The sequence below is a fragment of the Chlorobiota bacterium genome (assembly GCA_016710285.1).
Lineage (GTDB): Bacteria > Bacteroidota > Ignavibacteria > OLB7 > OLB7 > OLB7.
This window is the reverse complement of sequence record JADJXR010000001.1, coordinates 278,757-293,744: the sequence shown is the minus strand read 5'-3', so window position 1 is coordinate 293,744 and position 14,988 is coordinate 278,757. Positions and strand designations below refer to the sequence as shown.

Sequence of the window (14,988 nt, the reverse complement as noted above, 5' to 3'; positions counted from 1 at the left end):
CGTTTAATCAGCGTGCAAGGGAAGTTTGTTGATGCTTGTCAAAAAGGTAAGCGGGGGGGGGATGAATCAGCACAAGCAAAGCCATGATGCGGCACCGATAGCCCGCGGCAATCGGTGCCGCGTGGCTATCAGCGGCGTATCTCTTGAATCTCTAACGTGATCTTTCCTGCTGGAACATTGACTTCCACCACGTCGCCAACGGTCTTCCCCATCAGCGACTTGCCGATTGGGGAGGTGACCGAGAGTTTCCCTTGCTCGATGTCCGATTCCTCGGCCGAGACCATCAGGTATTCCGTGGTCCTATTCGTTTTGCGGTTCAGCACTTTCACGGTGCTAAGGATATAGACTTTATCGTTCGGCACGTTCCCCGCCTCGATGACGCGAGCGCGGCCAATCATCTGCTCCATCCGGTAGATTTTGGCTTCCAGCAAGCCCTGTGCTTCCTTGGCTGCGTCGTACTCGGCGTTCTCCGACAAGTCACCGTAGGACCGCGCCTCGGCGATCTTCTGGGCGATCTCCGCTCGTTTATCGGTCTTCAGTTCCCGAAGTTCGTCTTCAAGTTCGCGCATCCGTTCGCGCGTTAGGTAGATTACTTCCGACATACCTGCTTCTTCTCTGGTAATAATGGTAGCTGGTTCTATACAAGACCAAAAGCCATTGCGCTGCGGCAACGGCTTTTGCTAAGGCCAAGTTTAAGATAATTCAACGGGAATCCCAATATTGCGGGCAAGGAATTTTCCAATGACAGAGAAAAAGTTGCAATTCCAACGCCATTGCCCTGTTGCAATCGCCGGTGTTGCTGCTGTTTCGCTGTTGCCACGCTTCCGAACAATCAGATGACCAGTACGCCTATCCTTTCAACGAACTACCCTACAATCCCTTTGTGGCGGCGCGGCAAGGTTCGCGACGTGTACGACTTGGGCCACGCGCTGCTGTTTGTTGCAACCGACCGCATCAGTGCCTACGATGTGATTATGGATCAACCGATTCCCGGCAAAGGGACGATCCTTACCGCCTTCTCATTGTTTTGGTTTGAACAGCTTAGGCATATCGTGCCTAACCACCTGATCACCGCCGATGTTGACCAGTACCCCGCCGAGTGCGCGCCGTACCGCCAGGAGCTTCGCGGGCGCTCGATGCTGGTTCGCAAAACCACTCCGCTGGCCATTGAGTGTGTGGCGCGTGGCTACTTGGCGGGTTCGGGTTGGAAGGAGTATCAGGCCAACCGAACCGTCTGCGGAATCCCACTTCCCGAGGGGTTGGTGCAAAGCAGCCGTTTGCCGGAGCCGATCTTCACCCCCGCAACCAAAGCCGAAGAAGGGCACGACATGAACATCACCTTCGACGAAGCTGCGCAGATTGTTGGCCGCGATGTTGCCGAGCAAGCCCGCAGCCTAACCTTGCAACTCTACTCCGCCGCCGCCACCATTGCCGAGGATCGCGGGATTATCATTGCCGACACGAAGTTCGAGTTCGGGCATGATGAGAACGGGCAGCTTATTCTGATTGACGAGGCCCTGACCCCAGATTCCTCGCGGTTCTGGCTGGCATCGGCGTGGTCGCCGGGGAAGGAGTCGCAGAACTTCGACAAGCAATACCTTCGCGATTATTTGGAGTCCACCGGCTGGAACAAAACCCCGCCACCGCCGTCACTCCCTGCCGAAGTTCTGCAGGGAACCGCCGCCAAGTACCAAGAAGCATTAGAACGGCTAACAACGTAGCGGGCTGCCGCTGGCTTCCACCATTGGTGCGCCGCTCAGTTCTTGAAAATTGGCGAACAAGATATTGGATGGCCGAAGGGCTTGCATCAACCTATCCAGTACGGTAGATTCCCCACGGTACAGAACAGTTGGAAGGATGCTATGGCCAAGCTGGCCGGATGGTTTTTTTTACCAAACCACGGGAACTTCTACACGAAGAACCAGGTTCGTTCGGCAATACGTATGTTTGCGGCAAACCCCGCCTGCCCGCAGCACCAAACAACGGTTCGGCAACAGCAATTAATAACGCATAAATCGTTTCCCACTTAGCGATGAGCTCAAAACGCAAAATGTGGTTCACCATTCTCGGACTGGCACTTGGGGTGCTGGTCGGCATCTACATCCAGCCTTCAATTTCCGGCGACAGCCCCTACGAGCAGTTCCGGAAGTTCGAGCAGGTGTTCAACCAAATCCAAAAAAGCTACGTTGACAACGTTGATTCGCCAAAGCTGATCGAAGCGGCAATCACCGGAATGTTAGAAGAGCTGGACCCCCACTCCGTCTATATCCCTGCCGAGCAGCAGAAGCGTGTGGAAGAGGATTTCCGTGGCAGCTTTGAAGGGATCGGCGTGGAGTTCGACGTTGTGCGCGACACCATCACCATCGTTACTGCAATCAATGGCGGCCCCTCCGAAGCGTTGGGGATCCTTGCCGGTGATAAAATCATCAAGATTGACGGCACGAATGCTATCGGCATGAAACGGGAAGATGTCCCCAAAAAACTGCGTGGCACAAAAGGAACCCACGTGGTGGTGACGATCTATCGCCCGGGCAGCCGCGAGGTGAAGGATTACGACATCGAGCGGGACAAAATCCCCCTCTACACCGTTGACGCTGCCTTCGTTGACGAAGATGGAACCGCCTACTTGGCCATCAACCGCTTTGCCGAACCGACGTACGATGAGTTCATGGCCAATATGGACCGCTTGTCGCGCCAGGGGATGAAGCGGTTGGTGCTGGACCTTCGCGGCAACCCAGGCGGCTACATGGAACGCGCCGTGCGGATCGTTGACGAGTTCATTTCCGGCGGGAAGGAGATTGTGTACACCAAAAGCAGCCGCTCGGAAGAACGGGAAGATTACCTTTCTGAAAGTGGGCAACGCTACGAGAAACTGCCGCTGATCGTTCTGCTGAATCAAGGTTCGGCCAGTGCTTCGGAGATTGTCTCGGGGGCAATCCAGGACCTTGATCGCGGCCTTGTGGTGGGGGAAACCTCCTTTGGAAAAGGGCTGGTTCAAAAGCAATATCCGCTATCCGATGGCTCGGCATTCCGGTTGACGGTGGCGCGTTATTACACGCCATCGGGGCGGCTAATCCAACGCCCGTACGACAAAGGGAAAGAAGCCTACTATCGCGGCGCGGAACATGATGAGGAAGAAGGAAGCAACATCGAACACACCCACGACGTTGCCGACTCCACCAAACCAGTCTTCAAAACCAGCAACGGGCGGAAAGTGCTGGGCGGCGGCGGCATCACCCCCGATTATGTGGTGAAACTTGACACGCTGCAAATGACCACGCGCGACATCATCCGCAAGAACATTATTTGGGATTTCACCGAGAAGTATATCAACGACCACGGGCAGGAGCTTCGCAGCAAGTATGGCGAAGACTTCCAACGCTTCCGCAAGGAATTCCAGATCACCGATGCGATGTTCAGCCAGATGCTGGAAATGGCCAAGAAAAAGGAAGTGGATGTGAAGCAACGTGAGGTTGAGATTGATGGCTTCGATCTTAGAATCCGGCTGAAGTCACGAATCGCACGCGGCTTGTGGGGGAACAACGCCTTCTACCAAATTGCTCTGGAAGACGACAAGCAATACCAAAAAGCCAAAACCCTTTTCCCAGAAGCAATGAAAATCTCGCGGTTGACTTCGCGGTGATGGGATAAACAGCTGGCATGGCAATAATGAATTCGGGGTAGGCTGCGGTAATGCAGGCCTACCCCGAATTGCTTTTGCGCGAAAGTAATGGCTATTCCCCCGCCAAATCCAACGCCACGTCCACAATCATATCCTCCTGCCCGCCAACCATCCGGCGGCGGCCAAGTTCGCGAAGGATGTCGCGGCTGTCAACGCCGAATCGTTTGGCGGCGCGCTCGGTGTGGAGAAGGAAGGAGGAATAGACCCCCGCAAACCCCAGCATCAGCGCGTTGCCGTCGGTTTGCACCGGGCGTTGCTGCAACGGGCGGACGATCCCATCGGCAGCATCAATCAGCGGGTAGAGCGCAACGTCAGTCCGAATCCCCATTCGGTCGGTGACGGCAATCAGCACCTCCAACGGGCAGTTCCCGGCCCCGGCACCCATCCCCGCCAGCGAGGCATCGGCGCGGTCCGCACCGCACTCAATCGCGATGATGGTGTTGGCCACCCCCAATCCCAAATTGTTGTGGTTGTGGAATCCCACTTGGCACCCAAGCTCGTTCTTGAACGCCGTGATCCGCTCGCGCGTTTCCTCCATCAGCAATGCCCCGGCCGAGTCGGTCACATAAACGCAGTGCGCCCCGTAGCTTTCCATCAGCTTGGCCTGCTCCACAAGCTGCGCCGTCGGGATCATGTGCGCCATCATCAGGAAGCCAACAACGTCGAACCCCATCTCCCGAGCTTTGGAAATATGCTGCGCGGCGATGTCGGCTTCGGTGCAGTGGGTGGCGATGCGGATGGTGTCAACCCCGGCTTCGCGTGCCATCTCCATCTCCTCAATCGTCCCAATTCCTGGCAGCAGAAGCGCCGCAAGTTTTGCGTGCTTCAGCTCGGCTTTCACCGCCTGCAAGTATTCGATTTCCGTGTGTGCGGAAAATCCGTAGTTGATGGAGTTGCCGTTCAATCCGTCCCCGTGCGAAACCTCAATCAGGTCCACCTTTGCCTCATCTATCTTGCGGGCAATCTCCACCATCTGCTGGACGGTGTATTGGTGGGCAATCGCGTGCATCCCGTCGCGCAGGGTGACGTCGTTGATGATGATTTTTTTCTCAGGTGTGTATGGCATGGCCTGTTGGAAAAAGGGAGTTGAAAGAAGTGTGGACGTTGTTGTTGTTCGCTGCACGATTGAAGCATTACTCACCGCGCTCAAACCCATCGAACACCGCATCAAGCGGGAAGACCTGCCCGGTGTGAAGGTCGCGGAAAATTTGTTGGGCGATTTCCGGGGTGCGTGCATTAATCGGCGTTGCGCCAGCAGCAAGCTGGGCAAGATCATGCCAGGCGTAGGCAAGGATTTCCGCACCATCGGCCCGAAGCTCACCGCCGATTCGTTCGGCCACGAAATTGAAACGGATTACGTGAAACCCACGCTGGCTGGTGTAGCGAAGCACGCGGGTGATTCCGGTGGGGCGGATTAGCAGCCCGGTCTCCTCCTCCATTTCCCGCACAATCGCATCGGCAAGGCTTTCGTTCTCTTCAAGCCTTCCGCCGGGAAGGCTCCATTGCCCCCGGCACCATTCTTTCCCTTCCTGAACCAGCAGAACTTTCCCGCGCTCAATCACTGCGGCGCTGACCGTGACGGTTCCTTTCATCGCACACCTCGCATCTTACACCTCCACGAAATTTCGATACTCACCAATGCGCCAGCCGGTGTGCCGCTCAATCCAATCGGTCAGGCGAACGCGGAGCGGGCGGGGGCGGGTGCGTGTGGGGTCGAACGCCCATCCCATCTGGCGGTGCGCGGCAATTCGCTCCTGCATGAATGCTGGATGGGTTCCAGCAAACGGGCGCAGCTCGAAAGCTCCGTCGTAGCCATACTGCTCGGCCTGGGTAACGTTCTGCTCCACCCACTTGTCATCGTGCCACATCCGGCTGCTGTCGCGCTGCTTGCTGGCTTGCACCTTTGGCGGGCGCACCCATCCGTAGTGGAAGATTCGCACCTCCGTTTGCCGCGCTTTCAGCAGTGCATCCTGGCCGGAAGGGAGGAGCTTGCGGAACCCCTGGGCATCGCCCCATGAGGTGACGGCGCGGGTGTTCCGCACGGCGCGGATTTCGCGGCGATACCACTGGCGGCCAGCCCCCACATAATCATACGTCCCGTAAAAATGGACGTACCGCATCAGCAACGCCTCAACGTTGGGGTCGTTGTGGGCTTGCTGAATCATCTGACGAAGCAGCTGGTGATCCTCCTCGTGGATCACCTCATCGGCTTGCAGGTAGATGCACCAATCGCCACGGCATTCGGCAAGGGCAATGTTGGTTTGTTGCGCCAGCACCCGCCCCCCTTCGCGAAGGGAATCGTCCCACACGGTTTCCACAATGCGGATGCGGTCGTCGCCAATTCCTTGGACCATCTCTAACGTGTCGTCCTCCCCCGCGCCAACCGCCACAACAAGCTCGTCGCAAAGCGGAAGCAACGAACGGAGCGATTCCACAAGGGGGAAATCGAACTTCCGTGCGTTGCGCACAAACGAAAAACCGGAGATAGTTATGGGATTCACGATATGCGATTCAGGAGAGTGCCAGATTGCAGAAACGATTTATGGATAGTAGCGGACCCCAATGGCTCCCATAAAATTCAAGCCGATGCTGGGCGCGAAGCTGAGGATTGGGTCAATCTCAAAAAAGAACTCGATTGGGGAGCTAAACGGAACCGTGTTGAATCCCGCAACGCCACGCACCCCAACGGCGGTTTCCTTCTTCTCATCATCATCATCGTTTTTGATGACGATCCCCTTCCCATTTCCAATCCCCAGCGCGCCGCCAACCCCAAAGTACAACCCCGCTTTGTTGGAGTTGAAGACGTTCGCATTCCACAGGTAATCGGCTTGGATTGTCACGTTGCCAAACCATGAGGTCCCGATTGCCATATCCCAAGCGTTGTTCCCTTGCAGCGATCCCTTCAGGGTGATCCCCGTTGGCTCGCCAAGCATCAGGCCAAACCCGATGCTCCCAATTTTTGGCTGTGCGTGAAGCGTTGCCGCCCCGGCAGCAATCGCAATCACGGCTGCGATTATTCTGAGTTGATTGTTCAAAGTTGATTCTTCCAGGCCCTGCGTGTTGGATAGTGGAGAGATGGGCAATCGCCGAAAGAAGGAATCGGCAATGGCCAAGCTGATGATGCCACGGCAGTGATTCTTGGCACCTCCCCATCCCAACGAATTATCCCCGCGCTATGATAGCACAGATTGCCGCAACATCAACAATGTCATCCACCGAGCACCCACGCGACAGGTCGAACATCGGCTTGGAAAGCCCTTGCACGATTGGCCCAATCGCCAGCGCGCCGGCCATGCGCTGCGCCATTTTGTAGGCGATGTTCCCCGCGTCAAGGTTGGGGAAAATAAGGACGTTGGCTTGGCCGGCGACGGGTGAGTTCAGTGCCTTCCGCGCAGCAACATCGGGGACGATTGCCGCGTCAAGCTGAAGCTCGCCATCCATCACAAGGTCCGCCGGGGCCTTTGCCCGGGCAAGCTGGAACGCCTGCTGCACCTTCTCCACATCGGGATGCGCCGCGCTCCCTTGCGTGCTGAAACTGAGGAACGCAACACGCGGCGGGGTCCCAATCAATGCCCGATAATTTTCTGCGGTTGCCAACGCGATGTCGGCAAGTTGCTGGCTGGTGGGGTTGGGCATCACCGCGCCGTCGGCAAAGGCGTAGGTGCGGTCGGGGAAGACAATCAGGAAGAAGGAGGAGACAACGGAAATGCCTGGCTGCAGCCCAATCACCTGGATTGCCGCGCGCAGGACATCGCCGGTGGTGCTAAGGGACCCAGCAACGCACCCGTCGCAATGGCCGGCGCGGACCAGCATTGCGGCGGTGTAGAGTGGGTTCCGCATTGCCTCGTGCGCCGTTTCCAGCGTCACCCCTTTGTGCTGGCGGGCCTGGTGGAACGCCACGGCAAACGCCTCCGCCTGGGAATGCTGCCCGGGTTCGATGATGGAAATATCAGCAAGGGGGATACCAAGCTGGGAAGCCTGCTGCGTGATTGCTGCTTTGGTGCCAACCAGCACCGGCTGGGCAATCTGTTCATCGGCAAGAATCCGTGCGGCGCGGAGCGTGCGTTCGTCCTGGGCATCGGGGAAGGCAATCCGCGCAGGGCGTTCGGCGGCTTGGGCGCGGAAACGGAGCAGTAATTCTGGGTATGAACTCATGCCGGCAAAAGTACGCCGCCGCCGCCGGAAGGGGGGCGTGCTAGTCGGTACAAAATGGAAACGGAGCAGGCCAGCGCGTGGCCGCCGCGCCATCAGTTTTGTAAGTTTGCCCGCAATGAATGCCAACACCGCACCGCCGCCGCCGCTGAATTTGCGCTGGACCCTATCGAACGGATTAAGCGCGCTTCGTATGCTTCTGGTGGTCCCCACGTGGTTCACGCTTGCTTCCGGGATGCGGCTTGCAACGGTTGCCCTGTTCATCCTTTCGGCCCTGACCGATGTTCTGGATGGATGGCTTGCACGCAAACGGAACGAGGTCTCCGATCTCGGCAAAATCCTGGACCCGCTGGCCGATAAAGTCTATGTTGGCGTGGTGGTGGTGGTCATGCTGATGCAGGGGATGCTCCCGCTTTGGTTTGTGTTGGTGGTGTTGGGCCGCGACCTGCTGATCTTGGTGGGGGGAATTTTGTTCGAGCGGCGCACCGGCGTGGTGCTTCCCTCCAACTATCCCGGAAAAATTGCCGTGCTGGTGCTGTCGGCAACGCTGCTGGCGATTGTGGCCGGCGCGTCAACATTGGTGGTGGAGATCATGGGGGGGACGGCGTTGCTGCTGCTGGCCATTTCCTTAACTCTGTATGCGGTTCGGGCCGTGAAGCAATGGCGGTAAGGCGAAGCACTGTTGTGGATATTCAAAACAGATTCAAGGGTATGCTATGGGATTGTTCGACAAACTGAAAAGCAAGGTGAAAGAGGCGATTGAGGAGACCAAAACCTCAATCCGCGAAACCGTGGATAGCCTTCGGGCCGACCGGCTGAAAGAAGGGCTGGCAAAAACCCGCGAAGGGCTTGCCGAGAAGATCGGCTTGGCCGCACGCCAGGGGCGGAAGATTGACGACGCGTTGCTGGATGAGCTTGAAGAATCGCTCATCATGGCCGATGTCGGGGCCGACACCACCATCCAAATCAGCGACCGATTGCGCGAACGGGTGAAGGCCGAGGGGTTCAAAGAAGCCGCCGACCTTAGCCGCTTGCTTCGCGAAGAAATCAGCGCGCTGCTGAAGCGTTCCCCTTCGGCGGACAACGACCGTTTGTTCGCAATCCCCGAAGAGAAACGGCCACACGTTATCATGGTGGTGGGGGTCAACGGCGTTGGCAAAACCACAACGATTGGGAAGCTGGCCTACAACTACCGCAACGCCGGGTTGAACGTCCTGATTGGCGCAGCCGACACCTTCCGCGCAGCCGCCAACGAGCAGTTGGAGGTCTGGGCCGAACGCGCCGGTGTGGAGATTGTGGGGCAAGGCCAGGGGGCCGACCCCGCCGCCGTTGCCTTCGACACACTGCAAGCCGCCGTTTCGCGCGGGGCCGACGTTGTGATTATTGACACCGCTGGCCGGCTTCACACCAAAAGCAACCTGATGCAGGAGCTTCAGAAAATGTCCCGCGTGATGAAAAAGGTCCGCGAGCACGCCCCCGATGAAGTCTTCCTGGTGCTGGATGCCACCACCGGCCAGAACGCAATCCAACAAGCAAAGGAGTTCACCCGCGCGGTGGAGGTGACGGGGCTTGTGCTGACCAAGCTAGACGGAACAGCCAAAGGGGGCGTGGTGATTGCCATTGCCAACGAACTGAGTATGCCGGTTCGCTACATCGGCGTTGGGGAGCGGATTGATGACCTGCAGCCGTTCAACGTGGATGAGTTTGCCGAAGCCCTGTTTGCCTTCGAGGAGACGGAGGAGGTAAAAGAGGAATGAACCGTGGATGCAGCATCGGGCTGATGATTGCGTTGGTGATTGCTGGGGTTGTTGGATACATCGGCTACCGTTTCGCCAACCAGTTTGCCGAGCTTCCAGAAGAGATCGCGCCGTACCAGCATCTGGATTCCGTGCGTGGCATGGTGGCCAACGCCGCGCCGCGCCCGTCCGATTCCGCCCGGTTGACCGAAGCGTGGCTATCGCCACTGCTTGCTGCTACCGATTCCTCCAACGCGGTTGTGGGCCAGATCGCCAACAAAATTGCGGCGTTAAAAAAGGAGGATGGAGGCTTCATAAAAAACTTTGGCGCAGGGATGAATTTGGTGAAAGAAGCGCGCTTGATCCCGTTGCTGGTGCGCCGTGGGTTGGTTCAGATTCTGAACCAACAGAACCGTTCGTGGGCGGAATATGACTGGGTCAAGGAGCGTGCGATTGCGGCGGCGGGCATCACCCGCAGCAACGTAGATTCGGCAGCGCAGGCGTTATTCCACGCCACCCTGGGCGACACCACAAGCACGCAGATACGGATCCCCGATGGAGCAGTCGGGGATTTCTACCGCCGCACCGATTCGCTGCGAGCCTCGGGGGCGATTGACTCGGCAGAGTTCGCGCTGATGCGCCCGTACCGCCAAATGCTGCTGGATCGTGGAGTGCTGCTGCTGCTGGGAATTGAGGCCCATGATTCGTTCGATGTGATCGTCTCCGAGTAAAGCAAAACGCCAAGCCGGCTCGATGTGAAAAACTATCAAATAGCTTGCGCTGGCCTACTGCTGGGCGTATGTTTGCAGTCCTTTCAGCGGGCAACGCGCCCAACAAAAGGTTTTGACATCGCGGGGTGGAGCAATTGGTAGCTCGTCGGGCTCAAGAGGTAAGATGAACAATCTTGCACATTGGGCTGCATGAAGGGAAACCTTCATGTGATAACCTCTCAAATTCGGGGAAGCCTGTAAGATGGTAATCCCGAGCCAAGCTCAAACAGGAATGTTTGAGAAGGTGTAGAGACTTGATGGGAGGTACCCTAACGTAAAGCCGAGGGTAAAGGGAAAGTCCAGACTACAAACGTTGCAGGCGCAGCGGCAGTGAAAACTGTAGTAGTACGCATAACCCGAAGGTTGTCGGTTCAAGTCCGGCCCCCGCTACTAAAAACGCCGATTCTTTTTTTTAGAGTCGGCGTTTTTTTTGTTGAGTCTCATTGGCTCTTTACCTGGCCTCTTCTTCCACCCGCTCCATCACCTCCAAAATCTCCCGCACTGTTGTTCGCCCTTTGTCGCGGGCGTACCAGGCGCGGATGTGGCGGTAGCGTTCATCTTTCTCCATGGTGATCCCAACGCTTTTCACCCATGCCTGCAGCTCCGTCGGGCGTGGTCCCACCAGCCTAGCTCGTTGAAATTTTGGTCATAGACAATCACCACGGGGATGGAGCGCGATGCCCCGGTAAGGTGGGTATCCATCAGGTCCGGGTTTGCGTCGCGGCCAAGCACCCGAAGCTCAACGTTCGGTGCCGATTCGGCAAAACGCGCCACCACCGGCAGCAGGTTCGCTGTGTCGCCACACCAGTCTTCCGATAATGCCAGCAGGTGGAAATGATCCTTCAATTCGCTTGCCTGCTCCACCGCCTCCGGCGCGATTGTTGCCCGCTGATAGACCCCACGCCACAAGTCCGGGGTCTTCTGAACCGTTTCCAAATAATCGGTGAAGGTAAGCGCTGCCTGATAACGTTCGCGAGTCATCATGGTTGTTCGATTAGAGATTGATGAGAGTTGAGTTAGGATGGCAGCAAGGGGAATGACGGATCAACCAATGTTTTTGGGGGACGGCGGCGTGTTGCGAAATGTGCCGTTGCCAACCCTTCTTGAAAGAGGGAAGAGCAGCCTCCACAACGCTCCGATCCCCCCTCGGATTTCCACCCCTCTCCATGCCGAACACTTCCGGCTTTGGCCCGTTCGTCATCGGCGCATGAATGGCTTGCATTCCATCCGCAACGGCTCCGGCCCGCCCATGGTGTTTGTGCATGGGAATCCCTCCACCCACACGCTCTGGCGGCCACTAACCGAACGCCTGTGCGACCGGTTCACGGTGGTGGCGGTGGACCTGCCAGGGTTCGGAAAAAGCCAGGCCCCACACCAGCAATCGGGGTTCCGATTGGACCAGATGGCGGAAACGCTCCTTCGCTTCTGCCAGCATCACCAGCTTGAACGGATTCATCTTGTTGGCCACTCGTTCGGGGCGGCGGTTGCTGCAACCATGGGGGCAATGGAGCCGGGGCGCATCCGCACGCTAACGCTGATTACTCCATTGGGTTTGCAGACACCTCCGGTTGGCCAGCTGGCAAAAATTCGGATGCTCCGCGCGGTGGCGATTGCCGCGTGGCCACGGCTTCCGGCAGGGGTGAAAGGGGCGTTGGCAAAAGGGGGAGCGCGATTCAGCTACGGGGCGGCATATCACCCCCACCGCGCCGCCGAGGTTGCCCGCGAATCGCAACGCCACGACCTTCCCCGAAGCATGAGTTCCTTGATGATGGAAGCCGATTTGCAGGGATACCGCCAAGCCCTTTGCCAGCTGAATATGATCCAAGAATTCCCGCTTCTGCTGATCGGTGCCGGGCGCGACAGGGTGGTTCCGCCAAAGCAATTCCAGAAGGTGGCGGAGCTTCTGCCGCGTGCACGCCGCCACGTGTTCCCGAACGCCGGCCACGTCCCAATGTGGCAGCATCCCGATGAAATCGAGCGGCTGATAATGGATGGCTTGGCGCAGGAAGAAGGCTAAACAACCGCAGGCCACAATCAGCATGGCAGCCGCCCGCAACGGATGCCCCATTTTTTTTTTCTAACCCTTGCATCTTGCCGAACGCCGTGAAGCAATGCTTGGCCGTATGTTTGCGGCAAACCACTGATAACTAACCATCAACCCACCATGAACTTCTCCCTTGTCTCCGATTACAAGCCCATGGGCGACCAACCCGAAGCCATTCGCCAACTGGTGGAAGGGGTCAACCGTGGCGACCGTTTCCAGACGCTGCTTGGCGTTACTGGCTCCGGAAAAACCTTTGCTGTCTCGAACGTTGTGCAGCAGTTGCAACGCCCCACGCTGGTGTTGTCGCACAACAAAACCTTGGCGGCGCAGTTGTATGGTGAGTTCAAAAGTTTCTTCCCGAACAACGCGGTCGAGTTTTTCATCAGCTACTACGATTACTACCAGCCGGAAGCCTACATCCCCAGCACCGATACGTTCATCGAGAAAGATTTCAACATCAACGATGAGATTGACCGCCTGCGGCTGAAGGCCACCAGCGCGCTGCTGGACGGGCGGCGCGACGTTATCATCGTTAGCTCCGTCTCCTGCATCTACGGTATCGGCTCCAAGGAGGCCTACGGCGGGCAGCTGCTTCGGCTGCAGCGTGGCCAGCAGATTGAGCGGAACGCACTGCTGTACAAACTTGCCGACATCCATTACAGCCGCAACGATGTTGATTTCTACCGTGGCAATTTCCGCGTCAGGGGGGATGTGGTGGAGGTGATCCCGGCGTATCAGGACGACACCGGAATCCGCATCGAGATGTTCGGCACGGAGATTGAACGCCTGAGCGAGTTTGACCGCCTTACCGGGAAGATGATCGCCCCGCTGGAGACCGTCACCATCTACCCCGCCAAGCATTTCGTCACCACCCGCACCGAGCTTGACCGCTCCATCGGCGAAATCCGCGACGAGCTGTATGTTCGGCTGAAAGAGCTGCGGGAATCGGAGAAACTGCTGGAAGCGCAACGGCTGGAGCAACGGACGCTGTTCGATATCGAGATGATGCGGGAGCTTGGATATTGCTCCGGAATCGAGAACTACTCCCGAATCCTTGCCGGGCGGCAGCCGGGCGAAGCTCCATCAACATTGATTGATTACTTCCCCGAAGACTTCCTGTGCGTGATTGACGAAAGCCACGTCACCCTTCCGCAAATCCGTGGGATGTACAATGGCGACCGCGCTCGCAAACTCACCCTGGTTGAGCACGGCTTCCGGTTGCCGTCGGCGTTGGATAATCGCCCGCTGAAATATGAGGAGTTCATGGAGCGGATTGGGCAAACAGTGTTCGTTTCGGCAACGCCCGGGAACGTGGAGCTTGAGCTGAGCGGCGGCGTTGTGGTGGAGCAGATCATCCGCCCAACGGGGCTGCTGGACCCGGTGATCGAGGTCCGCCCCATCGCCAACCAGATTGATGACCTGATTGCGGAAATCCGCGAGCGGGTGATGAAGGATGAGAAAGAGCGGGTGCTTGTCACCACGCTGACCAAGCGAATGGCCGAGGACCTTGCCGACTACCTGACCGAAATAGGGGTGAAGGTCCAGTACATCCACTCCGAGATTGATGCGCTTGAGCGGGTGGAAATTTTGCGCGACTTGCGGCTGGGAAAATTCGACGTGCTGATTGGCGTGAACTTGCTCCGCGAAGGGCTGGACCTGCCGGAAGTCTCGTTGGTGGCAATTTTGGATGCCGACAAGGAGGGCTTCCTACGAAGCGAACGCTCGCTGATGCAAACCGCAGGGCGCACCGCCCGCCACGAGGAAGGGAAGGTGATTATGTACGCCGACAAGATGACCGATTCCATGGAAGCCGTGATTGGGGAAAGCCGCCGCCGCCGCGAGCTTCAGGTTAGCTACAACACCGAGCATGGCATCACCCCGCGAACCGTCCGGAAATCGCGCGAGGCGATCATGGAATCCACCGCGATTGCCGATGTGAAAGCCCACAGGGATCAGAAACGGAAGGAGGTGGAGAAGAAATCAACGCCATCGCTGGTGGAGGAGCCGGTGTTCAAGTACATGACCGACGCGCAGAAGCAGGACCTGATTGAGCATCTTCGCGAGGAGATGAAGCAGGCGGCAAAAGGGCTGGAATTCGAGCGCGCCGCCGAGCTTCGCGATGAAATCGGGCGGCTGGAAGCAGCGGTTTCAGGGGGGAAAGGGTAGCCCTGCAAAGGCCCGCACACAAAGGGGACAAAGAAAATTCAATCGTTACATGGGAAATTTTTAAGAAATCAAGCAAAAGAGTGTTTCGGTTATCTTTTGATGAAATACCTCTTGCGAACCCCTTCCCGATTGTTGTATGTTAGTGTTGCGGTCAGGCAAGACCATCCGCAAAAATTTGACAATCCAGACAATCGAATCATTTGGCTTCGCTTTAAGCGAAGGAGATTCAGAAAACCTCTCTCTGATGGTGGAGTACAAGTATGGAGACTGTATTCTTGCCGTCAAACTCTCTCTCTCAAATTCTCCTTTCGTTGTGGTGGTGAAACAAATGAGATAGGGGAATGCCTCTTTCACGTGTGGTGACGATGAAAGGGGCATCTCATTTTTTAGCCCTTTCGGTTGCGTATCTCTTCTGTTTTTCCACCCCCCATCGCTGCT

Annotated in this window: 15 protein-coding genes; 7 read left to right on the top strand and 8 right to left on the bottom strand. The window is 57.3% G+C overall.

Annotated features, from left to right (window positions below):
- Nucleotides 1–128: 128 nt before the first annotated feature.
- On the bottom strand, nucleotides 129–602 hold the full coding sequence (gene greA, locus IPM61_00885) for a transcription elongation factor GreA (protein ID MBK8909862.1): 474 nt from the start codon (nucleotides 600–602) through the stop codon (nucleotides 129–131).
- 234 nt (nucleotides 603–836) lie between these two features.
- Here greA and IPM61_00880 point away from each other — a divergent pair, with 234 nt between their 5' ends.
- Together IPM61_00880 and IPM61_00875 are read left to right on the top strand one after the other, a co-directional pair.
- Nucleotides 837–1,721 carry a phosphoribosylaminoimidazolesuccinocarboxamide synthase gene (locus IPM61_00880; GenBank protein ID MBK8909861.1) on the top strand — a complete coding sequence of 295 codons (885 nt, stop codon included), beginning with the start codon at nucleotides 837–839 and terminating at the stop codon, nucleotides 1,719–1,721.
- 311 nt (nucleotides 1,722–2,032) lie between these two features.
- Nucleotides 2,033–3,643, top strand: a complete 1,611-nt coding sequence (locus IPM61_00875; protein ID MBK8909860.1) for a S41 family peptidase — start codon at nucleotides 2,033–2,035, stop codon at nucleotides 3,641–3,643.
- A 91-nt stretch (nucleotides 3,644–3,734) separates the two neighbouring features.
- On the opposite strand, the gene dmpG is transcribed toward IPM61_00875, so the two are convergent.
- The 5 genes from dmpG to pta form a co-directional block, all read right to left on the bottom strand.
- A complete protein-coding gene (gene dmpG, locus IPM61_00870; GenBank protein MBK8909859.1) occupies nucleotides 3,735–4,748 on the bottom strand; it encodes a 4-hydroxy-2-oxovalerate aldolase in 1,014 nt (337 codons plus the stop codon).
- A 67-nt stretch (nucleotides 4,749–4,815) separates the two neighbouring features.
- Complete coding sequence (locus IPM61_00865) at nucleotides 4,816–5,274, bottom strand: NUDIX hydrolase (GenBank protein ID MBK8909858.1); 459 nt, start codon at nucleotides 5,272–5,274, stop codon at nucleotides 4,816–4,818.
- A gap of 15 nt (nucleotides 5,275–5,289) precedes the next feature.
- The gene (locus tag IPM61_00860; GenBank protein MBK8909857.1) at nucleotides 5,290–6,183 is read right to left on the bottom strand and encodes a glycosyltransferase; all 894 of its coding nucleotides are present in this window, start codon (nucleotides 6,181–6,183) and stop codon (nucleotides 5,290–5,292) included.
- 39 nt (nucleotides 6,184–6,222) lie between these two features.
- Entirely contained in the window at nucleotides 6,223–6,717 is a 495-nt protein-coding gene (locus IPM61_00855) for a hypothetical protein (protein ID MBK8909856.1), read from the bottom strand.
- A 127-nt stretch (nucleotides 6,718–6,844) separates the two neighbouring features.
- A complete protein-coding gene (gene pta / locus IPM61_00850; GenBank protein ID MBK8909855.1) occupies nucleotides 6,845–7,837 on the bottom strand; it encodes a phosphate acetyltransferase in 993 nt (330 codons plus the stop codon).
- On the opposite strand from pta, the gene IPM61_00845 reads away from it, so the two are divergent.
- Genes IPM61_00845 through IPM61_00835 form a run of 3 tightly spaced genes read left to right on the top strand, consistent with a single transcriptional unit; the run spans nucleotide 7,836 to nucleotide 10,301 of the window.
- Nucleotides 7,836–8,504 carry a CDP-alcohol phosphatidyltransferase family protein gene (locus IPM61_00845; GenBank protein ID MBK8909854.1) on the top strand — a complete coding sequence of 223 codons (669 nt, stop codon included), beginning with the start codon at nucleotides 7,836–7,838 and terminating at the stop codon, nucleotides 8,502–8,504. The two genes, pta and IPM61_00845, sit on opposite strands and share 2 nt — an antisense overlap.
- Nucleotides 8,505–8,550: 46 nt before the next feature.
- A complete protein-coding gene (ftsY, locus tag IPM61_00840; GenBank protein MBK8909853.1) occupies nucleotides 8,551–9,591 on the top strand; it encodes a signal recognition particle-docking protein FtsY in 1,041 nt (346 codons plus the stop codon).
- Nucleotides 9,588–10,301: a hypothetical protein gene (locus tag IPM61_00835; protein ID MBK8909852.1), complete on the top strand. Its 714-nt coding sequence runs from the start codon at nucleotides 9,588–9,590 to the stop codon at nucleotides 10,299–10,301. The genes ftsY and IPM61_00835 overlap by 4 nt, the downstream gene beginning before the upstream one ends.
- 490 nt (nucleotides 10,302–10,791) lie before the next feature.
- On the opposite strand, the gene IPM61_00830 is transcribed toward IPM61_00835, so the two are convergent.
- Both IPM61_00830 and IPM61_00825 read right to left on the bottom strand, forming a co-directional pair.
- A complete protein-coding gene (locus tag IPM61_00830; protein MBK8909851.1) occupies nucleotides 10,792–10,962 on the bottom strand; it encodes a hypothetical protein in 171 nt (56 codons plus the stop codon).
- Entirely contained in the window at nucleotides 10,926–11,324 is a 399-nt protein-coding gene (locus tag IPM61_00825) for a thioredoxin family protein (GenBank protein ID MBK8909850.1), read from the bottom strand. The genes IPM61_00830 and IPM61_00825 overlap by 37 nt, the downstream gene beginning before the upstream one ends.
- Nucleotides 11,325–11,547: 223 nt before the next feature.
- On the opposite strand from IPM61_00825, the gene IPM61_00820 reads away from it, so the two are divergent.
- Together IPM61_00820 and uvrB are read left to right on the top strand one after the other, a co-directional pair.
- A complete protein-coding gene (locus IPM61_00820) occupies nucleotides 11,548–12,357 on the top strand; it encodes an alpha/beta hydrolase (GenBank protein ID MBK8909849.1) in 810 nt (269 codons plus the stop codon).
- 147 nt (nucleotides 12,358–12,504) lie between these two features.
- Nucleotides 12,505–14,550: an excinuclease ABC subunit UvrB gene (gene uvrB / locus IPM61_00815; protein MBK8909848.1), complete on the top strand. Its 2,046-nt coding sequence runs from the start codon at nucleotides 12,505–12,507 to the stop codon at nucleotides 14,548–14,550.
- The last annotated feature ends 438 nt before the right edge of the window (nucleotides 14,551–14,988 follow it).